This window comes from Mesorhizobium loti (assembly GCA_014189435.1).
In the GTDB taxonomy this organism is placed as follows: Bacteria; Pseudomonadota; Alphaproteobacteria; order Rhizobiales; family Rhizobiaceae; genus Mesorhizobium; species Mesorhizobium loti_G.
Genome location: CP050293.1, coordinates 604,051 through 621,956, shown reverse-complemented (window position 1 = coordinate 621,956; position 17,906 = coordinate 604,051). Strand labels below are relative to the sequence as shown.

General features: G+C 65.2%; 17 protein-coding genes. 8 read left to right on the top strand and 9 right to left on the bottom strand.

Going from position 1 to position 17,906, the window contains the following annotated elements:
- Nucleotides 1-2: 2 nt before the first annotated feature.
- From HB777_02925 to HB777_02915, 3 genes are read right to left on the bottom strand one after another with little or no spacing between them, the layout of a single operon-like run.
- Nucleotides 3-1,886 (bottom strand): ABC transporter ATP-binding protein, encoded by a 1,884-nt coding sequence (locus HB777_02925; protein ID QND62973.1) that lies wholly within the window; start codon nt 1,884-1,886, stop codon nt 3-5.
- Nucleotides 1,883-3,769, bottom strand: coding sequence for an ABC transporter ATP-binding protein (locus tag HB777_02920; protein QND62972.1), 1,887 nt, complete (start codon nt 3,767-3,769; stop codon nt 1,883-1,885). The genes HB777_02925 and HB777_02920 overlap by 4 nt, the downstream gene beginning before the upstream one ends.
- A gap of 29 nt (nt 3,770-3,798) precedes the next feature.
- Complete coding sequence (locus HB777_02915; GenBank protein QND62971.1) at nt 3,799-4,395, bottom strand: hypothetical protein; 597 nt, start codon at nt 4,393-4,395, stop codon at nt 3,799-3,801.
- 284 nt (nt 4,396-4,679) lie between these two features.
- On the opposite strand from HB777_02915, the gene HB777_02910 reads away from it, so the two are divergent.
- Nucleotides 4,680-5,141 carry a tRNA (cytidine(34)-2'-O)-methyltransferase gene (locus HB777_02910; protein QND62970.1) on the top strand — a complete coding sequence of 154 codons (462 nt, stop codon included), beginning with the start codon at nt 4,680-4,682 and terminating at the stop codon, nt 5,139-5,141.
- A gap of 130 nt (nt 5,142-5,271) precedes the next feature.
- Complete coding sequence (soxR, locus tag HB777_02905) at nt 5,272-5,715, top strand: redox-sensitive transcriptional activator SoxR (GenBank protein ID QND62969.1); 444 nt, start codon at nt 5,272-5,274, stop codon at nt 5,713-5,715.
- 12 nt (nt 5,716-5,727) lie between these two features.
- Here the strand turns inward: soxR and HB777_02900 are convergent, their stop codons facing one another.
- Nucleotides 5,728-5,985 carry a hypothetical protein gene (locus tag HB777_02900; protein ID QND62968.1) on the bottom strand — a complete coding sequence of 86 codons (258 nt, stop codon included), beginning with the start codon at nt 5,983-5,985 and terminating at the stop codon, nt 5,728-5,730.
- 114 nt (nt 5,986-6,099) lie between these two features.
- Here HB777_02900 and hemF point away from each other — a divergent pair, with 114 nt between their 5' ends.
- A complete protein-coding gene (gene hemF / locus HB777_02895; GenBank protein ID QND62967.1) occupies nt 6,100-7,014 on the top strand; it encodes an oxygen-dependent coproporphyrinogen oxidase in 915 nt (304 codons plus the stop codon).
- A 171-nt stretch (nt 7,015-7,185) separates the two neighbouring features.
- Nucleotides 7,186-7,371 (top strand): DUF1059 domain-containing protein, encoded by a 186-nt coding sequence (locus HB777_02890; protein QND62966.1) that lies wholly within the window; start codon nt 7,186-7,188, stop codon nt 7,369-7,371.
- A gap of 1 nt (nt 7,372) precedes the next feature.
- On the opposite strand, the gene HB777_02885 is transcribed toward HB777_02890, so the two are convergent.
- Genes HB777_02885 through HB777_02875 form a run of 3 tightly spaced genes read right to left on the bottom strand, consistent with a single transcriptional unit; the run spans nt 7,373 to nt 9,896 of the window.
- Nucleotides 7,373-8,638: a CCA tRNA nucleotidyltransferase gene (locus tag HB777_02885; GenBank protein ID QND62965.1), complete on the bottom strand. Its 1,266-nt coding sequence runs from the start codon at nt 8,636-8,638 to the stop codon at nt 7,373-7,375.
- Nucleotides 8,635-9,267, bottom strand: coding sequence for a CoA pyrophosphatase (locus tag HB777_02880; GenBank protein ID QND62964.1), 633 nt, complete (start codon nt 9,265-9,267; stop codon nt 8,635-8,637). Before HB777_02880 ends, HB777_02885 begins: the two co-directional genes overlap by 4 nt.
- The gene (locus tag HB777_02875; GenBank protein ID QND62963.1) at nt 9,267-9,896 is read right to left on the bottom strand and encodes a DUF1285 domain-containing protein; all 630 of its coding nucleotides are present in this window, start codon (nt 9,894-9,896) and stop codon (nt 9,267-9,269) included. Before HB777_02875 ends, HB777_02880 begins: the two co-directional genes overlap by 1 nt.
- A gap of 141 nt (nt 9,897-10,037) precedes the next feature.
- Between HB777_02875 and HB777_02870 the strand changes: the two genes are divergently transcribed.
- The 4 genes from HB777_02870 to HB777_02855 all read left to right on the top strand — a co-directional run bounded on the left by HB777_02870 (nt 10,038) and on the right by HB777_02855 (nt 16,968).
- Nucleotides 10,038-11,042, top strand: a complete 1,005-nt coding sequence (locus HB777_02870; GenBank protein QND62962.1) for a MoxR family ATPase — start codon at nt 10,038-10,040, stop codon at nt 11,040-11,042.
- On the top strand, nt 11,042-12,007 hold the full coding sequence (locus HB777_02865; GenBank protein QND62961.1) for a DUF58 domain-containing protein: 966 nt from the start codon (nt 11,042-11,044) through the stop codon (nt 12,005-12,007). Before HB777_02870 ends, HB777_02865 begins: the two co-directional genes overlap by 1 nt.
- Nucleotides 12,004-14,826 carry a DUF4159 domain-containing protein gene (locus HB777_02860; protein ID QND62960.1) on the top strand — a complete coding sequence of 941 codons (2,823 nt, stop codon included), beginning with the start codon at nt 12,004-12,006 and terminating at the stop codon, nt 14,824-14,826. Before HB777_02865 ends, HB777_02860 begins: the two co-directional genes overlap by 4 nt.
- A gap of 63 nt (nt 14,827-14,889) precedes the next feature.
- Complete coding sequence (locus HB777_02855) at nt 14,890-16,968, top strand: hypothetical protein (protein QND62959.1); 2,079 nt, start codon at nt 14,890-14,892, stop codon at nt 16,966-16,968.
- Nucleotides 16,969-16,970: 2 nt separating this feature from the next.
- Here HB777_02855 and clpS read toward each other — a convergent pair whose 3' ends face one another.
- Nucleotides 16,971-17,276 carry an ATP-dependent Clp protease adapter ClpS gene (clpS, locus tag HB777_02850; GenBank protein ID QND68629.1) on the bottom strand — a complete coding sequence of 102 codons (306 nt, stop codon included), beginning with the start codon at nt 17,274-17,276 and terminating at the stop codon, nt 16,971-16,973.
- 240 nt (nt 17,277-17,516) lie between these two features.
- On the bottom strand, nt 17,517-17,882 hold the full coding sequence (locus tag HB777_02845; GenBank protein QND62958.1) for a hypothetical protein: 366 nt from the start codon (nt 17,880-17,882) through the stop codon (nt 17,517-17,519).
- Nucleotides 17,883-17,906 lie beyond the last annotated feature (24 nt).

Sequence of the window (17,906 nt, the reverse complement as noted above, 5' to 3'; positions counted from 1 at the left end):
GGCTACTCCGCCGGGCGTGTCTCTTCGAGCACGCTGTCCTCGTGATAGAGAAAACCGCCGGACTGCCGCTTCCACAGTCGCGCATAGAGCCCGTCGACCGCCACCAGCTGGTCATGCGTGCCTTGCTCGACGATGCGGCCACCGTCGAGTACCACCAGTCGGTCGAGTGCTGCGATCGTCGACAGCCGGTGGGCGATGGCGATGACCGTCTTGTTTTCCATCAGCCGCGTCAGATTCTCCTGGATCGCCGCCTCGATGTCGGAATCGAGCGCCGACGTCGCTTCGTCGAGAATAAGGATCGGCGCGTCCTTGAGGAAGACGCGGGCGATCGCCACGCGCTGGCGCTGGCCGCCCGACAGCTTGACGCCGCGCTCGCCGACAAAAGCCTCGTAGCTGGCGCGGTCCCTGTTGTCGCGCAAGCCAAGGATGAACTCGTGCGCCTCGGCCTTTTTCGCCGCCGCGATCACTTGCGCCTCGGTCGCGTCCGGCATGCCGAGCTTGATGTTGTCGCGCAGCGAACGGTGGAACAGGGCCGTATCCTGGCTGACCACGCCGATATTGGCGCGCAGCGAATTCTGCGTGACTTTGGAGACGTTCTGACCATCGATGGTGATCGACCCGCCTTCCAAATCGTAGAGGCGCAGGATCAGATTGGCGAGCGTCGTCTTGCCGGCGCCCGACGGTCCGACCAGTCCGACCTTCTCGCCCGGCCGCACCACAAGGTCGATGCCGTTCAGCACGCCGAAGCCCTTGCCGTAATGGAACTCGACGTTCCTGACCTCGATGCGACCGCCGGTCACGACAAGCTCCTTCGCATCGGGCGCATCGACAAGCCCGAGCGGTTGCGAGATCAGCGCCTTGGAGTTCTCCAGCACGCCGAGGTTTCGCAATATGCCGTTGAGCTGCATCATCACCCGCCCTAGCAGCATGTTGAGCCGCAGGACCAACGACAGCGTGAAAGCGACGGCGCCGACGGTGATTGACCCTTCGACCCAGAGATAGACGGCAAAGCAGCCGATCGCCGTGATCATGATGCCCGACAGCGTCGTCAGCGCCATGCGCACGCCGGTCAGCCGGCGGGTGAAGGGCCGTAGTGCGTCGAGATAGATGTCGAAGCCGTTCTTGATGTAGCGGTCGTCGCCATCGGCCGAGAACAGTTTCAGCGTCTGAACGTTGGAATAGGAATCGATGATGCGCCCATTGATCATCGAGCCGGCCTCGGCGGCCTCCTCCGCATGCTTGCGGATTGCCGGCAGATAGAGCTTGGCCAGCCAGCCGAAAGCAAGGATCCAGATCACCACCAGCGCCGCCAGTCTGAGATCCAGCCCGGCGACCAGCGCCAGCGTCGTCACCGTATAGATGAGCATGAACCAGATGACCTCGATGAAGCTCTCCATCAGGTCGCCGGTCGCTTGCCCCGCCTGCCAGACTTTTGTCGCGATGCGGCCGGCAAAATCGTTCTGGAAGAAGGTGTAGGACTGTCGCGAGACATGCCGGTGCGCCTGCCAGCGCACCAGATTGTAGAAGCCCGGCGTGATCGTCTGTTCGTCGACCAGCGTCGACAGCCCGACGACGATGGTGCGGATGACCAGCACCACCGCGATCATGAACACCAGTTCAGGACCGGCGGCGTTCCACAGGGCATGCCAACTGCGTTCGGCGGGAAGCTGGTCGAGAATATCGACCAGCCGCCCGACGAAATAGAACAGCCCGGCCTCGACCAGCGGCGCGATGCCGCCGATGACCAGCATGGCGAAGAAGGCGAACTTCGCCTGGCCGACATAGTGCCAGAGAAAGCCGCCGACGCTGGTCGGAGGCCGAAGATTCGCTGGCTCCCTGAACGGATAGACCCAGTTCTCGAACCAGCGATAGACGGCAGTCATCATTCGGCGGCTTGGCCCTTTGCAAGCGCATCATTGGCGGCGTCGGCGGGACCGTCCTCGAGCAGGAACCCGCCCGACTGGCGCTGCCAGAGCTGCGCGTAGAGCCCGCCCTTGGCCACGAGTTCCTCGTGCGAACCTTCCTCGATGACACGACCCTTGTCCATCACCACCAGCCTGTCCATCGCCGCGATGGTGGACAGCCGGTGCGCGATGGCGATGACGGTCTTGCCTTGCATGAGCTTGTAGAGGTTCTCCTGGATCGCCGCCTCGGCTTCGGAATCAAGCGCCGAGGTCGCTTCGTCAAGGATAAGTATAGGTGCGTCCTTCAACATAACGCGAGCAATGGCGATGCGTTGCCGCTGGCCGCCGGACAATTTGACGCCGCGGTCGCCGACATGGGCGTCGAAGCCCTTGCGCTCCTTGGCGTCCGAAAGCCCCGATATGAAGTCCAGCGCCTCGGCACGCCCCGCTGCCTCGACAAGCAGCTCTTCCGAGGCATCGGGCCGGCCATAGAGGATGTTCTCGCGCACCGAACGATGCAGCAGCGAGGTGTCCTGCGTGACCATGCCGATCTGGGCGCGCAGCGAATCCTGCGTCACGTCAGCGATTTCCTGGCCGTCGATCAGGATCTTTCCGCTCTCCAGATCGTAGAAACGCAGCAGGAGATTGACCAGCGTCGACTTGCCAGCGCCGGAGCGGCCGACGATACCGACCTTCTCGCCCGGTTTCACCGCCAGCGACAGGTTCTCGATCACCCCCTTCTGCTTGCCATAGTGGAAGCGGATGTCCTCGAAGCGGATCTCACCTCTGGAAACGGCGATGTCCTTCGCCCCCGGCCGGTCCTCGACCAGGCGTGGCAACGAGATCGAGGCGATGCCGTCCTGCACCGTGCCGATATTCTCGAACAGCCCGGACATTTCCCACATGATCCATTGCGACATGCCCCACAGCCGGAGCACCAGCCCGATGACCACGGCGACCGCGCCGATCGTCACCGACTGGCCGAGCCACAGCCACAGCGCCATCGCCGTGACCGAGAACAGCAGCAGCGAATTCATGATGTAGAGCAGGCCGAAAAGCACCGTCACCAGCCGCATCGACCGGTAGACGGTCTGCAGGAAGCCGGCCATGCCTTCTCGCGCAAACGACGCTTCGCGGCGTGCGTGGCTGAACAGCTTGACCGTCTGGATGTTGGAGTAGCTGTCGACGACGCGGCCGGTCATGGTCGAGCGCGCATTGGCCTGCTCCTCGCCGACCTTGCCCAGTTTCGGGATGAAATAGCGCAGCAGCAGGATGTAGCCGACCAGCCAGACGCCGAGTGGCGCCGCCAGCCGCCAGTCGGCCGACCCGACGATGACCAGCATGCCAAGGAAATAGACGATGACGTAGTTCAGGACATCGATCAGCTTGATGACGCATTCGCGCACGGCGAGCGCCGTCTGCATCAGCTTGGTGGCGATGCGGCCGGCGAACTCGTCCTGATAGAAGCTCATCGACTGCTTGAGCAAATAGCGGTGCACCTGCCAGCGGATGCGCATGGGATAGTTGCCCATCAGCGTCTGCTGGTTGAGCAGCGAATGCAGCCATACCGTGCCCGGCAGCGCGAACAGCACGATGAAGGCCATGCCGGCGAGCTTCCAGGCTTCCGTCTGCAGGAAGGTTTCGCGATTCTGCCCCGACAGCCAGTCGACGATGCGGCCGAGGAAGCCGAACATCCACACTTCCGCGATCGCGATGGCCGTCACCAGCACCGCGTCGAGAAGGATATAGGGCCACGCGCCGCGCGTATAATGCACGCAGAAGGCAACAAGCGTCCTGGGCGGCTCGACCGGTTCCGCCGCGGGGAACGGATCGAGCCGTCTTTCAAACCAGCTAAACAACAACATGGGTCATGCTCATGAAATCTGTTTTCCGCTTACGCGGCACGGGAGCGTACGAAGTCTTCGGAACCCTTGGCGTCGAGGGCCGACGGTCCGGAATCATCCGGACCGTCGGCCCTGCTTCGCGCAATATAGGGGCTCGCGGGCTTTTCGCCGACAGGCGCGCCTGACGATCCTGACGGCGCACTGTTCACGATCCGGATTCTCGCGCCGGGTCGGATCAAACGGATGATCCGGCGCACCAGAGACGGCCGGCCCGGGTCGGGAACCGCGCGCGAGAAATCGACATCCGGCAGCATGCCGCGATGCGGCCGGCGGCGGATCTCGGCGTGAACGGCCGACGAGTAGGTGTCGCCGATCAGCAGCGCCCAGGTCGGCGGTCGGTGGATATGCAGGCTCCTTGAGCCCGGTATTCTATAGGGATCGAACATCGGTCCGTCCTCCGTGTGAAAATCGAGATAAAAAGGCGAAGCAATCTCGTCCGCCGGCATTCGGCCGGAGGCACGCATTGCGTCAGTCCGGACACGACTGGTGTCGGTCTGGACACGATAAGCATCGGTCCGGACATGACGAGTGTCAGTCTGGACAGGTTCAGGTGGGGCGTTCAGCCCTTTTGACTTTTTGAAAAACATCGCAGGATTCCTTCGAGAGCCGAAAAATCGTTTCGGCGGGAATCGGTGCGATCAAGTCTTAGAGAGTCAGGAGAATCGTCGTACCGAAACCGCCGGGAGGCAGGTAAGCCCACGAGAGGGGCGCTGGATGTGCATGGTCATCATGAATTACCCCTCCATCGGTTCGGGTTGACAATGGAGCTGACATACCCGACTTCGCAGAAAATGGCCACCCGCAGGTCCAGCAATTTCCAAAACCGCTGATGCGCTGTGGCCGATCTGCCACTTATTAGAAGGACGCGGAAATGAACTGTCGTCTCCGCATCGCGCTCTACCAGCCGGACATTGCCGGCAACACCGGGACAATCCTGCGCTTCGCCGCGTGCCTCGGGCTCGGCGTCGACATCATCGAACCGGCCGGCTTTCCGCTCTCCGACAAAGCGCTCAAGCGAGCCGGCATGGACTACCTCGAAATGGCTGCCCTGACCCGGCATGTCGACTGGCACGCCTTCGAGGACTGGCGCAAAGCCCGCGCGAACCGAGTGGTGCTGCTGTCGACCAAGGCCACCACCCCTTACACCGGCTTCACCTTCGCCGATGGCGACATCCTGCTGTTCGGCCGCGAATCCGCAGGCGTTCCGGATCCTGTCCATCAGGCGGCGGATGCGCGCCTGACCATCCCCATGCAGGGCGCGGCGCGCAGCATCAACGTCGCGCTTTCCGTCGCCATGGTGGCGGGCGAAGCCATCCGGCAGCTTAGACAGTAGCTCGCCGTCTCCCGTCATCTTGACCCAGGCGCACATCGCCTTCTCCTTCGTTTGCACATCCAGGGTTTCTTCGCTACAAGCTCAACTTAACTTGAGGTCAAGTGGAAAAATCGCGGGCGGAGAATCAGGAATGGCACCGGTTACGGAGTTGACGGTCGGCCAGGTGGCCATGCGCAGCGGGGTGGCGGTGTCGGCGCTGCATTTCTATGAGGCCCGCGGCCTGATCCGCAGCCACCGCACATCAGGCAACCAGCGCCGCTACGGCCGCGACGTGCTGCGGCGCGTGGCGATCATCAAGGTCGCGCAGGAGGTCGGCATCTCACTGGCCGAGATCGGTGAAGCCCTGGCGTCGCTGCCCGAGGGTCGCACGCCGACGCGCGATGACTGGAACCTTTTGTCGACCGCCTGGCGCGATGGGCTCGACCACAAGATCGCCCAGTTGAAGAAACTGCGCGACGGGCTGACCGATTGCATCGGCTGCGGCTGCATGTCCATCGACAAATGCCCGCTGCGCAACAAGGGCGACCGGTTGGCAAGGGAAGGCACGGGCGCGAGAAGGTTGGTGGCCGGCTAGGCAAGCCGCGCCTCAGTCAGCCACCGGCAACCGCCTGATGGTGAACTCGATCAGGTCGCCTGGCCGCTCGAACCAGCTTTCGATCTCGGTCCAGTAGGCCTGCTTGGGAAAGCGCTCGAACCATTCCTTGGCCTTGAGCCGCGCATCGGAGCGCGGCAGCACGAAGGTCTCGCGCAGGAAGCCGTCGCGCGGCATGCGCGCGCGCTCGGCCCGGCTTTGGTCGAGCCTTTTCTTCAAGCCATCCAGCGGCGGTCTTGCCGGGGTGCGCACGAAACCGCTCCTTGCACCGTAATGACACTTGACCCTTGCCTCTAAGAGATTAGGGATCGCGCCGGCAAAAGACGAGTCATTTGTAGGACTCGCCACCCCAACCGGAGACGGCACTTGGAACGACCTGAAATACCGGCAGGCCTGCCCGCCGACATCGAACAGAAGAAGATGAAGGCGCGCCTCTGGTTCGAGGCGCTGCGCGAACGCATCTGCACCACCTTCGAGCAGATCGAGCAGGATCTTGGCGGGCCGCTGGCCTCGTGGTCGCCCGGCCGCTTCGAAAAGACGCCATGGGAACGTGACGAGGGCCGGGGCGGCGGCGGCACCATGTCGATGATGCACGGCCGCGTCTTCGAGAAGGTCGGCGTCCACACCTCGACCGTCCATGGCGAGTTCTCACCCGAATTCAGGAAGCAGATGCCCGGCGCCGAGGAAGATCCGCGTTTCTGGGCATCCGGCATTTCGCTGATCGCGCACCCCTGGAACCCAAACGTTCCGGCCGTGCACATGAACACGCGCATGGTGGTCACATCGCGCCAATGGTTCGGCGGCGGCGCCGATTTGACGCCGGTGCTCGACCGCCGCCGCACCCAGGACGATCCTGATACGGTCGCCTTCCACCGCGCCATGCAGTTCGCTTGCGAGAAGAACGTGGCGGTGGCCGACTACCCGAAATACAAGGCCTGGTGCGACGAGTATTTCTATCTGTCGCACCGCAACGAGCCGCGCGGCACCGGCGGCATCTTCTTCGACTGGCTGCATTCGGGCGAGGACAGAGGCGGCTGGAATGCCGATTTCAACTTCGTCCAGGATGTCGGCCGTTCCTTTCTCGTCGTCTACGGCCACCTCGTGCGCGCCAACTTCAACGAGAACTGGACCGACGGCGATCGCGACGAACAGCTCATTCGCCGCGGCCGCTATGTCGAATTCAACCTGCTTCACGATCGCGGCACCATCTTCGGCCTGAAGACCGGCGGCAATGTCGCGTCCATTCTCTCCAGCCTGCCGCCCGAGGTTCGCTGGCCGTAGGCTTCCGGTGAGCGGAAGGCGCACGGCACTTTGATGCAACCAGACCGCCCCTGCCGTGTTATGGTCTCAGCCCCGCTCGCGGATCCGCGGATTCAACCCTGGAATCGGACCCGTGAGCCAAGAAAGTGCCGGAGCCTCGATGAGGCTCCACGGAGGAAAAAGGAGAATCCCATGAAGGAATTTCACTGCGGGTCGCTCGTGCCCGGCTGTGACTGGCACACGCGTGCCGATGAGGAGGCCGAGGTCATGCGCCGTGCCGTCGAGCACATGCGCGAGACGCATGGCGAAACGGTCATCCGCGAGACGATGATCGAGGCGATCCGCTCGCGCATCGAGAAGACCCGCGACGCGGCCTGATCTACCCGGCCTTCAAGGCTTCGGCGGCGCGCTTGACCAGCGCGTCGCGATCAGGGGCAAACCCGGCTTCGACCCATTCCGCCTCGAGATTCCTGAGAATTTCACCAAGTTTCGGCCCTGGAGTTGCGCCGAGCGCCGTCAGATCGGTCCCTTTCAGCGGAAACAACGGCTTTTCCCATTTGGCGGCGAAGGCAAGCAGGCGCGAAAAGCCACCGGCTTCGAGCAACGCCGCATTGTCCTCGACAGCGCGCACCCTGGCTGCAGCAAGCGACAGCCGCAGACGGTCGACAAATCCCTGCCGGTCGCCGCGATAGAGCCTTTTTGCCAGTTCGCTTTCGGTCGTCTTCGGCTCGACGGCGGTGGCAAGCGCCCAGTGGCGCAGGCGATCCGCTTCAGCGGTCGAAAATTTGAGCCGCTCGGCGAGCGTCTTCATGCGCGCCGCATCCGGCGGCACGATCGCTTCCAGCCTTAACAACGGATCAACGGTCCAGCCCAAGTCCTTCTCGGCCTTGGTCAGCCCATGAATCGCGTCGATGCCCCATTTCTCGCTTTCCGGCAGGGCAGTGCTCAAGACACTGGCCTGCCGCATCCAGAGCAGCGCCCGTGAGGGATCGGGCGCCGACAGAAGCTTCTTCAGTTCCGACCAGATGCGCTCGGCCGAAAGCTGGGCGAGCCCCTCCTTCAGCCGGGCACAGGCCTTCAGCCCCTCGGCGTCGGGCCGGCCATCGCCATACCAGGCGAAGAAGCGGAAGAACCTCAGGATGCGTAGATAATCTTCGCGGATGCGCGCTTCCGGGTCACCGATGAAGCGCAGCCGGCGCGCCTCGATGTCGGCGATGCCGCCGACCAGGTCGACAATCCTGCCATCGGCCTCGGCATAGAGCGCGTTGATGGTGAAGTCGCGCCGATCGGCGTCTAGCTTCCAGTCGCGCCCGAATGACACCTTGGCGCGCCGCCCGTCGGTCTCGATGTCGGCGCGCAAGGTGGTGATCTCATAGGGCTTGCCGCCGGCGACAACCGTGATCGTGCCATGCTCGATGCCGGTCGGTATGGCCTTGAAGCCTTCCGCCTCGGCGCGGTGGATGGTTTCTCCAGGCAAACACGTGGTGGCGATGTCGATGTCGGCGACCGGCTGGCCCATCAGCGTGTTGCGCACCGCACCGCCTGCGACACGCGCCTCTTCGCCGCCCTCGGCCAATGCGGCCAGCAGGCGCTGCAGATGCTTCTCGGTGAGCCACTCGGCCCTGCTCGCGATCGAGACACTCACGCATAGAGCCTTTCATACAGCGTACGGATGATGCCGGCGGTGACGCCCCAGATGCGCCGGTCGCCATAAGGCATGTCGTAGAAGAACCATTCGAGATCGTTCCACATGCGGCTGTCGCGCTTGTGGTTGGCCGGGTCCATCAGAAAGCGCAGCGGCACTTCGAAGGCGGCGTCGACCTCGTCGGCGTTGAGGGTCAGCTCAAAACCTGGCCGCACGATGCCCAGCACCGGTGCGATGCGGTAGCCGCTGCCGGCGACATAGTCGGGCATACGGCCGATCACCTCGATGCGATCCGGGGCAAGGCCGATCTCCTCGAACGTCTCGCGCAGCGCCGCCGCTTCCGGACTGGCATCGGTCGGATCGATGGTGCCGCCGGGAAAGGCGACCTGCCCCGAATGGCTGCGCAGCTTTTCGGCCCGCTTGGTCAAGAGAACCGTCGCATCGCCCTCATGATCGACCATCGGGATCAACACGGCCGCATCGCGCAGCGCCTTGCCCTGGTTGAGGCGCGGATGACCGGGGTTGAAGCGATGGTCGCCATAGTCGTCCCCGGCATGCGCATCCGGCTGCACGGCAAAGCGCGCGCGAAAATCCGCTGATGAAAACGGCGACGGCGACACCTGGTCCATCACGCGCTCAGCCGCTTCAACTGGTCCGCCGGCATGATCGGGAACACCGCGCCCTTCGAGCGCACGGCAAACATCGTCTTGCCGTCGATCTCGACCTCCTCGCCATGCCCGACCAACTCATACATCACTGGCCGCGCCACCAGCGCCTCCAGCCGGCCGCGCACCAGCACATAGGGCTTCAGGCCGCCGGTCTCGTTCTCGTCGACGAAACGCAGCGGCCGCTCCGGCCCGGCCTCGACGACGTCGCCGACATTGGTGCGGAAGGTGATGATCTGCCCGTCGCCGCTGCCCGAAACATCCATTTCGACGGCGATGAAGGGCGCATCGGCGACACGGATGCCGACCCGCTCCACCGGCGTCACCAGATAGGTCTTGCCGTCCTCGTCCTTGCGCAGCACCGAGGAGAAAAGCTGCACCAGCGGCATGCGGCCGATCGGCGTGCCCAGATAGAACCAGGTGCCGTCGGCCTTGATCTCCATGTCGAGATCGCCGCAGAAATCCGGATTCCAGCGTTCGACGGGTGCCGCGCCCTTGCCGGCGCGGGCCGCGCGCGAGATCAGCGCCTCGAGACCGCGCGCTTCGGTGGCGGCCGTCAGGCTTTCTTCACGATGTTCCAAGGGTCTCGTCATGGTCACGAAATAGTCACTGTTGTTGCGCTTGTCAGCCTAAGTCTGGGATTTAAGTTCAAATGCAGATGCTGGGCGAGGCCGAATCGCGGCAGTCATGTTATGCTGCAGGCTGGTATTTCCAACCACGAGGATCGATGCGGCATGAGCGTGATGGTCAAGGAAAGCCCGATCAGCGAAAAGGACATGATCGCCGAGGCCGAGAAGGCGCTGGCGGATATCTCCAAAATCCGTGACGGGGTCGGCCGGGTCATCTTCGGCCAGGAGAGTGTCGTCGAGCGCACGCTGGTGGCGCTGCTGGCCGGCGGCCATGCGCTGCTGGTCGGCGTGCCGGGCCTCGCCAAGACCAAGCTGGTCGAGACGCTGGGCATCGTGCTCGGCCTCGATTCGCGCCGCATCCAGTTCACGCCTGATCTGATGCCGTCGGATATCCTCGGCTCCGAAGTGATGGAGCAGGATGAGATCGGCAAGCGCTCCTTCCGCTTCATCTCCGGACCGATCTTCGCCCAGCTTCTGATGGCCGACGAGATCAACCGCGCCTCGCCGCGCACCCAGTCGGCGCTGCTGCAGGCGATGCAGGAATACCACGTCACCATTGCCGGCGCCCGCTACGACCTGCCGGCGCCCTTCCACGTGCTGGCAACGCAGAACCCGCTGGAGCAGGAAGGCACCTATCCGCTGCCCGAGGCCCAGCTCGACCGCTTCCTGATGCAGGTCGACATCCTCTATCCTGAAATCGAAGCCGAGCGCCGCATCCTGCTGGAGACCACCGGCATCGAGGACGCGAAAGCCCAGAACGTGCTGCAGCCGGCGCGGCTGAAGGAGATCCAGACGCTGATCCGCCGCATGCCTGTGCCCGAAAGCGTCGTCGAGGCGATCCTGACGCTGGTGCGCTCGGCGCGTCCCGGCCAGGGCAATGCCGAGACCGACAAGCATGTCGCCTGGGGCCCCGGCCCGCGCGCCAGCCAGGCGCTGATGCTGTGCACAAGGGCGCGCGCGCTCTACGACGGGCGGCTGGCGCCCTCGATCGACGATGTCCGCGCGCTGGCCGAGCCGGTGCTACAGCATCGCATGGCGCTGACCTTCGCCGCCCGCGCCGAAGGCACCAGCGTGCGCGACGTGGTGGCGAAGCTAGTGAAAGGGATTTGATGGCGCGTATTGGCGAGGTCCAGGCACCGGCAGCGACGCGCGACGCGCTCGCCCGTGGCCGGTTGCGGGCCTCGCTGGTTCCCGACCTGCTGGTCGAGGCACGGCGCATCGTCAACACGGTGATCGCCGGCTGGCACGGCCGCCGCAAGCGCGGCATCGGCGAGAATTTCTGGCAGTTCCGGCCCTATGTCGAAGGCGATTCCTCGCGCATCGACTGGCGGCGCTCGGCCCGCGACGACCACACCTATGTGCGCGACCGCGAATGGGAAGCCGCCCATACGGTCTGGCTATGGGCCGACCCCTCGCCGTCGATGCTCTACAAATCAACCGGCGCCAGCGTTTCCAAGCAATCGCGCGCGCTGGTGCTGGCGCTGGCCATGGCCGAATTGTTGTCGCGCAGCGGCGAGCGCATCGCCTGGCCCGGCCTCACCGATCCGTTCACCGCCCGCAACGGTGCCGAGCGCATCGCCGCCCAGCTCATGCATGCCGGCGATTTGCCGGCAAAACCCGATTTGTCCGATATCAGGCGCTTCTGCGACATCGTTGTCGTCAGCGATTTCCTCGATCCTGTCGAAGAGACGATGGCCTGGCTCGACGTGCTTGCCCGCCACGGCGTGCGCGCCCACCTGATCGAGGTCGCCGACCCGGCCGAGGAAACCTTCCCCTATGCCGGCCGCACCGAATTCACCGATCCCGAGACCGGCGACAAGCTGACCGCCGGCCGCGCCGAAATGCTGGGTGACGAGTATCGCCTGCTCTACACCGCCCGCCGCCAGGAACTGGCCGCCTGGTGCAAGCGCCTCGGCTGGAGCTTTACCGTCAACCACACCGACCGGCTGGCTTCGGATGCGCTGGTGCGCCTGCACATGGCGATGACCGCCGATGGCTCTTACTCCGGGCCGACCGCTGGCGGTCGTGCCGGCATGATCGCCAGTGGCGATCAGCCAGGAAAGGCTGTCGCATGAGCTGGCTGCCGCTCTCTTTTGGCGCTCCCATGGTGCTGTGGGGCCTGCTGGCGCTGCCGGTGATCTGGTGGCTGCTCAGGCTGACGCCGCCCAAGCCGCAGACCGAAATCTTCCCGCCGTTGAAGATCCTCGCCCGCGTGCTGAAGCGCGAGGAGACGCCGCAGCAGAGCCCGTGGTGGCTGACGCTGCTCAGGCTCTTGATGGCGGCGCTCATCGTCGCCGCATTGGCCGACCCGGTCTTCAACCCGCGCGAAAAGTTGCCGGCCGAGGGCGCTGCCCTGGCCTTGGTTATCGACAATGATTGGGCCAGTGCCGCCGACTGGGGCAAGCGCGTCGCCACCGCCGAGCGGCTGATCAACGATGCCGGCTCCAACGGCGTGCCTGTCATCATCGCCTTCACCGCCGAAAAGGCCAATGCAGAGATCGGCCCGTTCGACGCCGCGGCGGCCCTCGATCGGCTGCGCGCCGCAAAGCCACGGCCGATCCCGACCGACCGGCCCGCCGTCTATGCCCGCGTCGCCGGCGTTCTGGAGACCTTGCCCGGCGCCAGCGTCGCCGTGCTTGCCGACGGCTTGGCGGCAAAGGGCGACGAAGCCGCCTTCAACACGCTGTTGTCGAAAAATGCCGCCCGCGTCGTCTGGGCAACCGCCGACAGGCTGTCGCTGACCGGCCTGACCACCGCCGACAACCAGGTCGACGGCTTTGCCCTGACCGCCATCCGCGCGCCGGGCGACCCTGCCCCGGCGCAGGTCACCGCCGGCGCCTTCGACGACAAGGGCCGCCGCATCGCCGATGCGACGCTGACCTTTTCGCCTGGCGAAACCACCGCCACCGGCACCATGGCGGTGCCGTTCGAGCTGCGCAACGACTTCGCTTCGATCGCGCTCGACGGCGAGCGCCAGGCCGGCGCGGTCCGCGTCCTCGACGAAAGCTCCAAGCGCCGCCGCGTCGGGCTGTTGTCGCAGGCCGAGGCCGACCAGGCGCAGCCGCTACTGTCGCCGCTCTATTACATCCGGCGCGCGCTGCAGCCCTTCGCCGATCTCGTCGAACCCTCCAGCGCCGACCTCGCCGACGCCATCCCGCAGATCCTCGACCAGAAGCCGGCAATGATCATCATGGCCGACATCGGCACCATTCCCGCACAGGTCCGGCAGAGGCTGGTCGACTGGGTCGACAATGGCGGCACGCTGGTGCGTTTCGCCGGCTCGCGGCTGGCCGCCGCCGGCAATGACGACGACCTGCTGCCTGTCCGCCTGCGCACCGGCGAGCGTTCGCTCGGCGGCGCGCTGTCATGGACGTCGCCGCAGCCGGTCACCGAATTCCCCAAGGCCGGCCCGTTCGCCGATCTTGCGCCGCCGACCGAGGTCACTGTCAGCAGGCAGGTCCTGGCCGAGCCGACGCCCGACATCGTCGAGCGCACCTGGGCGGCCCTTGCCGATGGCACGCCGCTGGTCACCGGACTGAAGAAAGGCAAGGGCACGCTGGTGCTGTTCCACGTCACGCCCGAGGCGACCTGGTCGAACCTGCCGATCTCGGGCAGCTTCGTCGAGATGCTGCGCCGCATCGTGCAGCTGTCGCGCAACCAGGGCGCGGCGATCGCCAATGCCGAAGCCGCCGCCACCTCGCTGGCGCCCTACCGAATGATTGCAGCCGACGGCACGCTGGTGCCGCCGACGCCGGACGCGCGGCCGCTGGTGCCAGGCCCCGGCGCCCTGCCCGTGACCTTCGAAAACCCACCCGGCCTCTATGGTTCCGAGACGGGTGTGTTTGCCCACAATCTGCTTGAAGCCGACAGCACGCTGGCCCCGCTGGCACGCCCGCAAATCACTGTCCCGGTCACATCGATCCAATATGCCTTTGACGAATCGCGCAATTTGAAGGGCGCGCTGGTTGCGGCTGCGCTGGTGCTGATGCTGCTCGACACGCTGGCGGTATTCTGGATGGGCGGCCTGTTTTCGCGCCGGCCGCGCCGCGCAGGTGCCGTGGCAACCACCGCCGCGGTCCTGATTGCGCTCGGCGCCTTGTTCGGCCATGCCGATCTGGCGCGCGCCGACGACGCCAAGCCGGGCGACGAGGTTGCCATAGAGGCGATTTCGAAGACCCGCATCGCCTATGTGCTAACCGGCGTGCCGGGCGACGATTCGATCAGCCGCGCCGGGCTCGAGGGCCTGACCCGCTTCCTGGTCGAGAAGACGGCACTTGAACCGGGCGCGCCGGCCGGCGTCGACATCTCGAAGGACGAGCTGTCGTTCTATCCGCTGATCTACTGGCCGATCGATCCGGCCGCATCGATGCCGAGTCAGGCCGCGATCGCCCGCATCGACGCCTATATGCAGCAGGGCGGCACAGTGCTGTTCGACACCCGCGACCAGTTCGCCAACGGCATCGGCGCCGATTCGACCAGCCCGGCGACGGAGCGGCTGCGTGACATCCTCGGCAACCTCAACGTGCCACCTCTGGAGCCGGTGCCGTCCGACCACGTGCTGACCAAATCCTTCTTCATTTTGCCCGAATTTCCCGGCCGATTCGCCGGCAGCCCACTGTGGGTCGAGGCGTCGCTCGACGCCAGCAACGCCGAAAACCGGCCGGTGCGAACCGGCGACGGCGTCTCGCCGATCATGATCACCGCCAATGATTTCGCCGGCGCCTGGGCGGTCGACGAGAATGGCGACCCGCTGCTGCCGACCGTGCCGGCGGACCCGATGCAGCGCATCTACGCGTTGCGCGCCGGCGTCAACATCATGATGTACATGCTGACCGGCAACTACAAATCCGACCAGGTGCACGTGCCCATCCTGCTCGAGCGGCTGGGGCAGTAAGATGAGTTTGTTTGGTGCCCTCCGGTCACGGATAAGCCCTCCCCACAAAGGGGAGGGTAAGGGATGAACTGGTCGATCTCCTTCGAACCGCTGATCTCCTGGCCCTTGCTGGCCTTGGCGCTGGTGCCGCTGGCGCTGCTAGCGCTTGTAGGCCTGTGGTTTCGCCAGCGCGGCTCGGTCTTCCGCTTCATCGCCCTTTTGGCGCTCGCCGCCGCCCTGTTCAACCCGGTGTTCCTCAACGAGGAGCGCGAGCCGCTGAAAAGCGTCGTCGCGCTGGTTGTCGACCGCAGCCAGAGCCAGGATATCGGCGACCGCACCAAGCAGACCGACGAGGCGCTGGCCGGGATGCAGCAGCGTCTCGGCCGCTTCAAGCAGTTCGACGTGCGCGTCGTCGAGGCCGGCAAATCCGAGGCCGCCGAGGAGCGCACCGAGACACGGCTGTTCGGCGCGCTCGAGGGCGCCTTCCGCGACGTGCCGCCATCGCGCATCGGCGGCGCCATCATGATCACCGATGGCGAGGTGCATGACGCGCCGCCGGGCGCGCCCGATTTCAACGCCCCGCTGCATGCCTTGATCACCGGCAACGACCACGAGAAGGATCGCCGCATTCGCTTCGAGAATGCGCCGCGCTTCGGCCTTGTCGGCAAGCCGCTCGACATGACCTACCGCGTCATCTCGACCGAAAAAGAGACTGGCCCGGTCGATGTGCGCGTCTCGGTCAATGGCGAGCAGGTCGCGGTCGAGCACGCCACGGTCGGCCAGGCCATGCCGCTGCAGGTGACCATTCCAGGCGCCGGCCGCAACATCGTCGAGCTCGCCATCGATCGCGAACCGGGCGAGCTGACCGACACCAACAACCGCGCCATCGCGCTGATCGACGGCATCCGCGAGAATTTGCGCGTGCTACTCGTCTCCGGCGAACCGCATGCCGGCGAGCGCACCTGGCGCAACCTGTTGAAATCCGACGCCTCGGTCGATCTCGTCCATTTCACCATCCTGCGGCCGCCGGAAAAGCAGGACGGCACGCCAATCAACGAATTGTCGCTGATCGCCTTCCCGACCCGCGAGCTGTTCGTCGAGAAGATCAAGGATTTCGACCTCATCATCTTCGATCGCTACCAGCACCGCGACGTGCTGCCGATACTCTACTACGACTACATCTCCGAATATGTCGAAAAGGGCGGCGCGCTGCTGATCGCCGCCGGCCCCGAATACGCCGGCGAGAGCTCGATCGCGCGCACACCGCTGATGGCGGCCCTGCCGGCAATGCCGACCGGCGAGGTTGTCGACAAGGCTTTCTATCCGCGCCTCACCGAACTCGGCCAGCGCCACCCGGTGACGCGTGGGCTCGACGGCTCGGCCACCGAGCCGCCGCACTGGAGCCGCTGGTTCCGCACCATCGGCGTGCAGAATCCTGAAGGCGAAGTGGTGATGAAGGGCGCCGACAACCGGCCCCTGCTGTTGCTCGACCGCAAGGGCGAAGGCCGCGTCGGCATGCTTCTGTCCGATCAGGGCTGGCTGTGGGCGCGCGGCTTCGAGGGCGGCGGCCCGCATGTCCAGCTCTACCGGCGCATCGCGCACTGGCTGATGAAGGAGCCCGAGCTCGAGGAAGAGCGGCTGACCGCCGACGGCCGCGGCATGGTGCTGGAGATCCGCCGCCAGACGATGGCCGACGATCCCGGCCCCGCGCAGATCATCACCCCGACCGGCAAGACCTTGACCGTCAAGCTCGAGAAATCCGAACCCGGCGTCTTCCTCGGCAGCGTCGAGACCAGCGAGATCGGCCTCTACCAGGTCGCCAATGGCGACCTGACGGCGCTCGCCCATGTCGGACCTGTCAACGCGCCGGAATTCGCCGATGTCATTTCCACCGAAAACCGGCTGAAGGCGCCGGCGGAAGCCACCGGCGGCAGCGTGCGCCGGCTGGCGTCATCCACAGCCCTTGGCAGCGACGTGACGCTGCCTTCCATCGTGCCCGTGCGCTCGGCCGGTGCTGCGTCCGGCAGCGACTGGATCGGCCTGCGCACGACGGATGACAGCGTGCTCAAGGCCGTCTCGCGCGTGCCGCTGTTCGGCGGCTTCCTCGGTCTCGGCCTTTTGCTGCTGGCGATGGGTTCGATGTGGTACCGCGAGGGGCGGTAGGACTACTCTTCCGGCTCCGTCGTGAACATCAGCGGATAGCCCTTGGCCTTGCCGGCATCGGTGGCGCGCGTCGCCTTGGTCTCGGCGACATCCTTGGTGAAGACGGCGACGACGCAGACGCCGCGCCGGTGCGCGGTGATCATGACCCGGTGCGCCTGGTCTTCGCTGAGCTTGAACTCGCCCTTCAGCACCGTCACCACGAATTCGCGCGGCGTGAAATCGTCATTGACGAGGATGACCTTGTAGAGCTTCGGCCGTTCGACCTGCGGCTTGACCTGGGTACGCGGTTTTGTGGTGATTTCAGGCATCGGAACCGACAATTAGAGCAATTCCAGGAAAAGTGTAAAACGGTTTTCCGTCCGGAATTGCGTCAAAACAAGGATCAGAGCGGTTCGCCGTTTCCACGAAACGGTGAATTGCTCTGGCGTAAGCGACGTGACCGCCATTCTGGCATCGGCGACTGCGGCCGTCCATTTTGATTGACGCGCAAAGCCGATGTCCGGCGGGCGCGGCCATTCACAATCATGTGGGAAAGCGTCGGTTGCCGTTCAACGGTCCTGACGGCCGAACATGCGACGGCCCTGGATCGCCCGCATGGCCGTGGCGGACGGCATATCGTGACGAAGGCGGGTTCCACCCGCATCGGCCCGGCGTTCCAGCCATGCCGCGATCGGCCACGCGGCGGCGCTGATCAGCGTTGCGCCGGTCAGCACGATCAGTAGCCAGGTCTGTGCCGGCGTGATGTAGTCCCAATTGGTGGAGATCGCCGGCGCAAACAGCGAAGGCTCGGTGCGCCCGCTGGCCGGATCGGGCACCGGGCTGGCGGTGAACAGGATCAGCACCCTGGCGACGCCGGTGGCCACCAGGCCGCCGAGCACCATCGAGCGCAAAATGGACGAAAGCCGCTTCTTCATGCGGGTTGTCCTACACAGCCGGGC

Coding starts and splice junctions, on each gene's coding strand:
- HB777_02860 (QND62960.1), top strand. CDS start 12,004: ATGAGCTGGCTGCCGCTCTCTTTTGGCGCTCCCATGGTGCTGTGGGGC.
- HB777_02875 (QND62963.1), bottom strand. CDS start 9,896: ATGACGAGACCCTTGGAACATCGTGAAGAAAGCCTGACGGCCGCCACC.
- soxR (QND62969.1), top strand. CDS start 5,272: ATGGCACCGGTTACGGAGTTGACGGTCGGCCAGGTGGCCATGCGCAGC.
- HB777_02870 (QND62962.1), top strand. CDS start 10,038: ATGAGCGTGATGGTCAAGGAAAGCCCGATCAGCGAAAAGGACATGATC.
- HB777_02865 (QND62961.1), top strand. CDS start 11,042: ATGGCGCGTATTGGCGAGGTCCAGGCACCGGCAGCGACGCGCGACGCG.
- HB777_02910 (QND62970.1), top strand. CDS start 4,680: ATGAACTGTCGTCTCCGCATCGCGCTCTACCAGCCGGACATTGCCGGC.
- HB777_02925 (QND62973.1), bottom strand. CDS start 1,886: ATGATGACTGCCGTCTATCGCTGGTTCGAGAACTGGGTCTATCCGTTC.
- HB777_02880 (QND62964.1), bottom strand. CDS start 9,267: ATGGACCAGGTGTCGCCGTCGCCGTTTTCATCAGCGGATTTTCGCGCG.
- HB777_02845 (QND62958.1), bottom strand. CDS start 17,882: ATGAAGAAGCGGCTTTCGTCCATTTTGCGCTCGATGGTGCTCGGCGGC.
- HB777_02890 (QND62966.1), top strand. CDS start 7,186: ATGAAGGAATTTCACTGCGGGTCGCTCGTGCCCGGCTGTGACTGGCAC.
- HB777_02915 (QND62971.1), bottom strand. CDS start 4,395: ATGTTTTTCAAAAAGTCAAAAGGGCTGAACGCCCCACCTGAACCTGTC.
- HB777_02855 (QND62959.1), top strand. CDS start 14,890: ATGAACTGGTCGATCTCCTTCGAACCGCTGATCTCCTGGCCCTTGCTG.
- HB777_02920 (QND62972.1), bottom strand. CDS start 3,769: ATGTTGTTGTTTAGCTGGTTTGAAAGACGGCTCGATCCGTTCCCCGCG.
- clpS (QND68629.1), bottom strand. CDS start 17,276: ATGCCTGAAATCACCACAAAACCGCGTACCCAGGTCAAGCCGCAGGTC.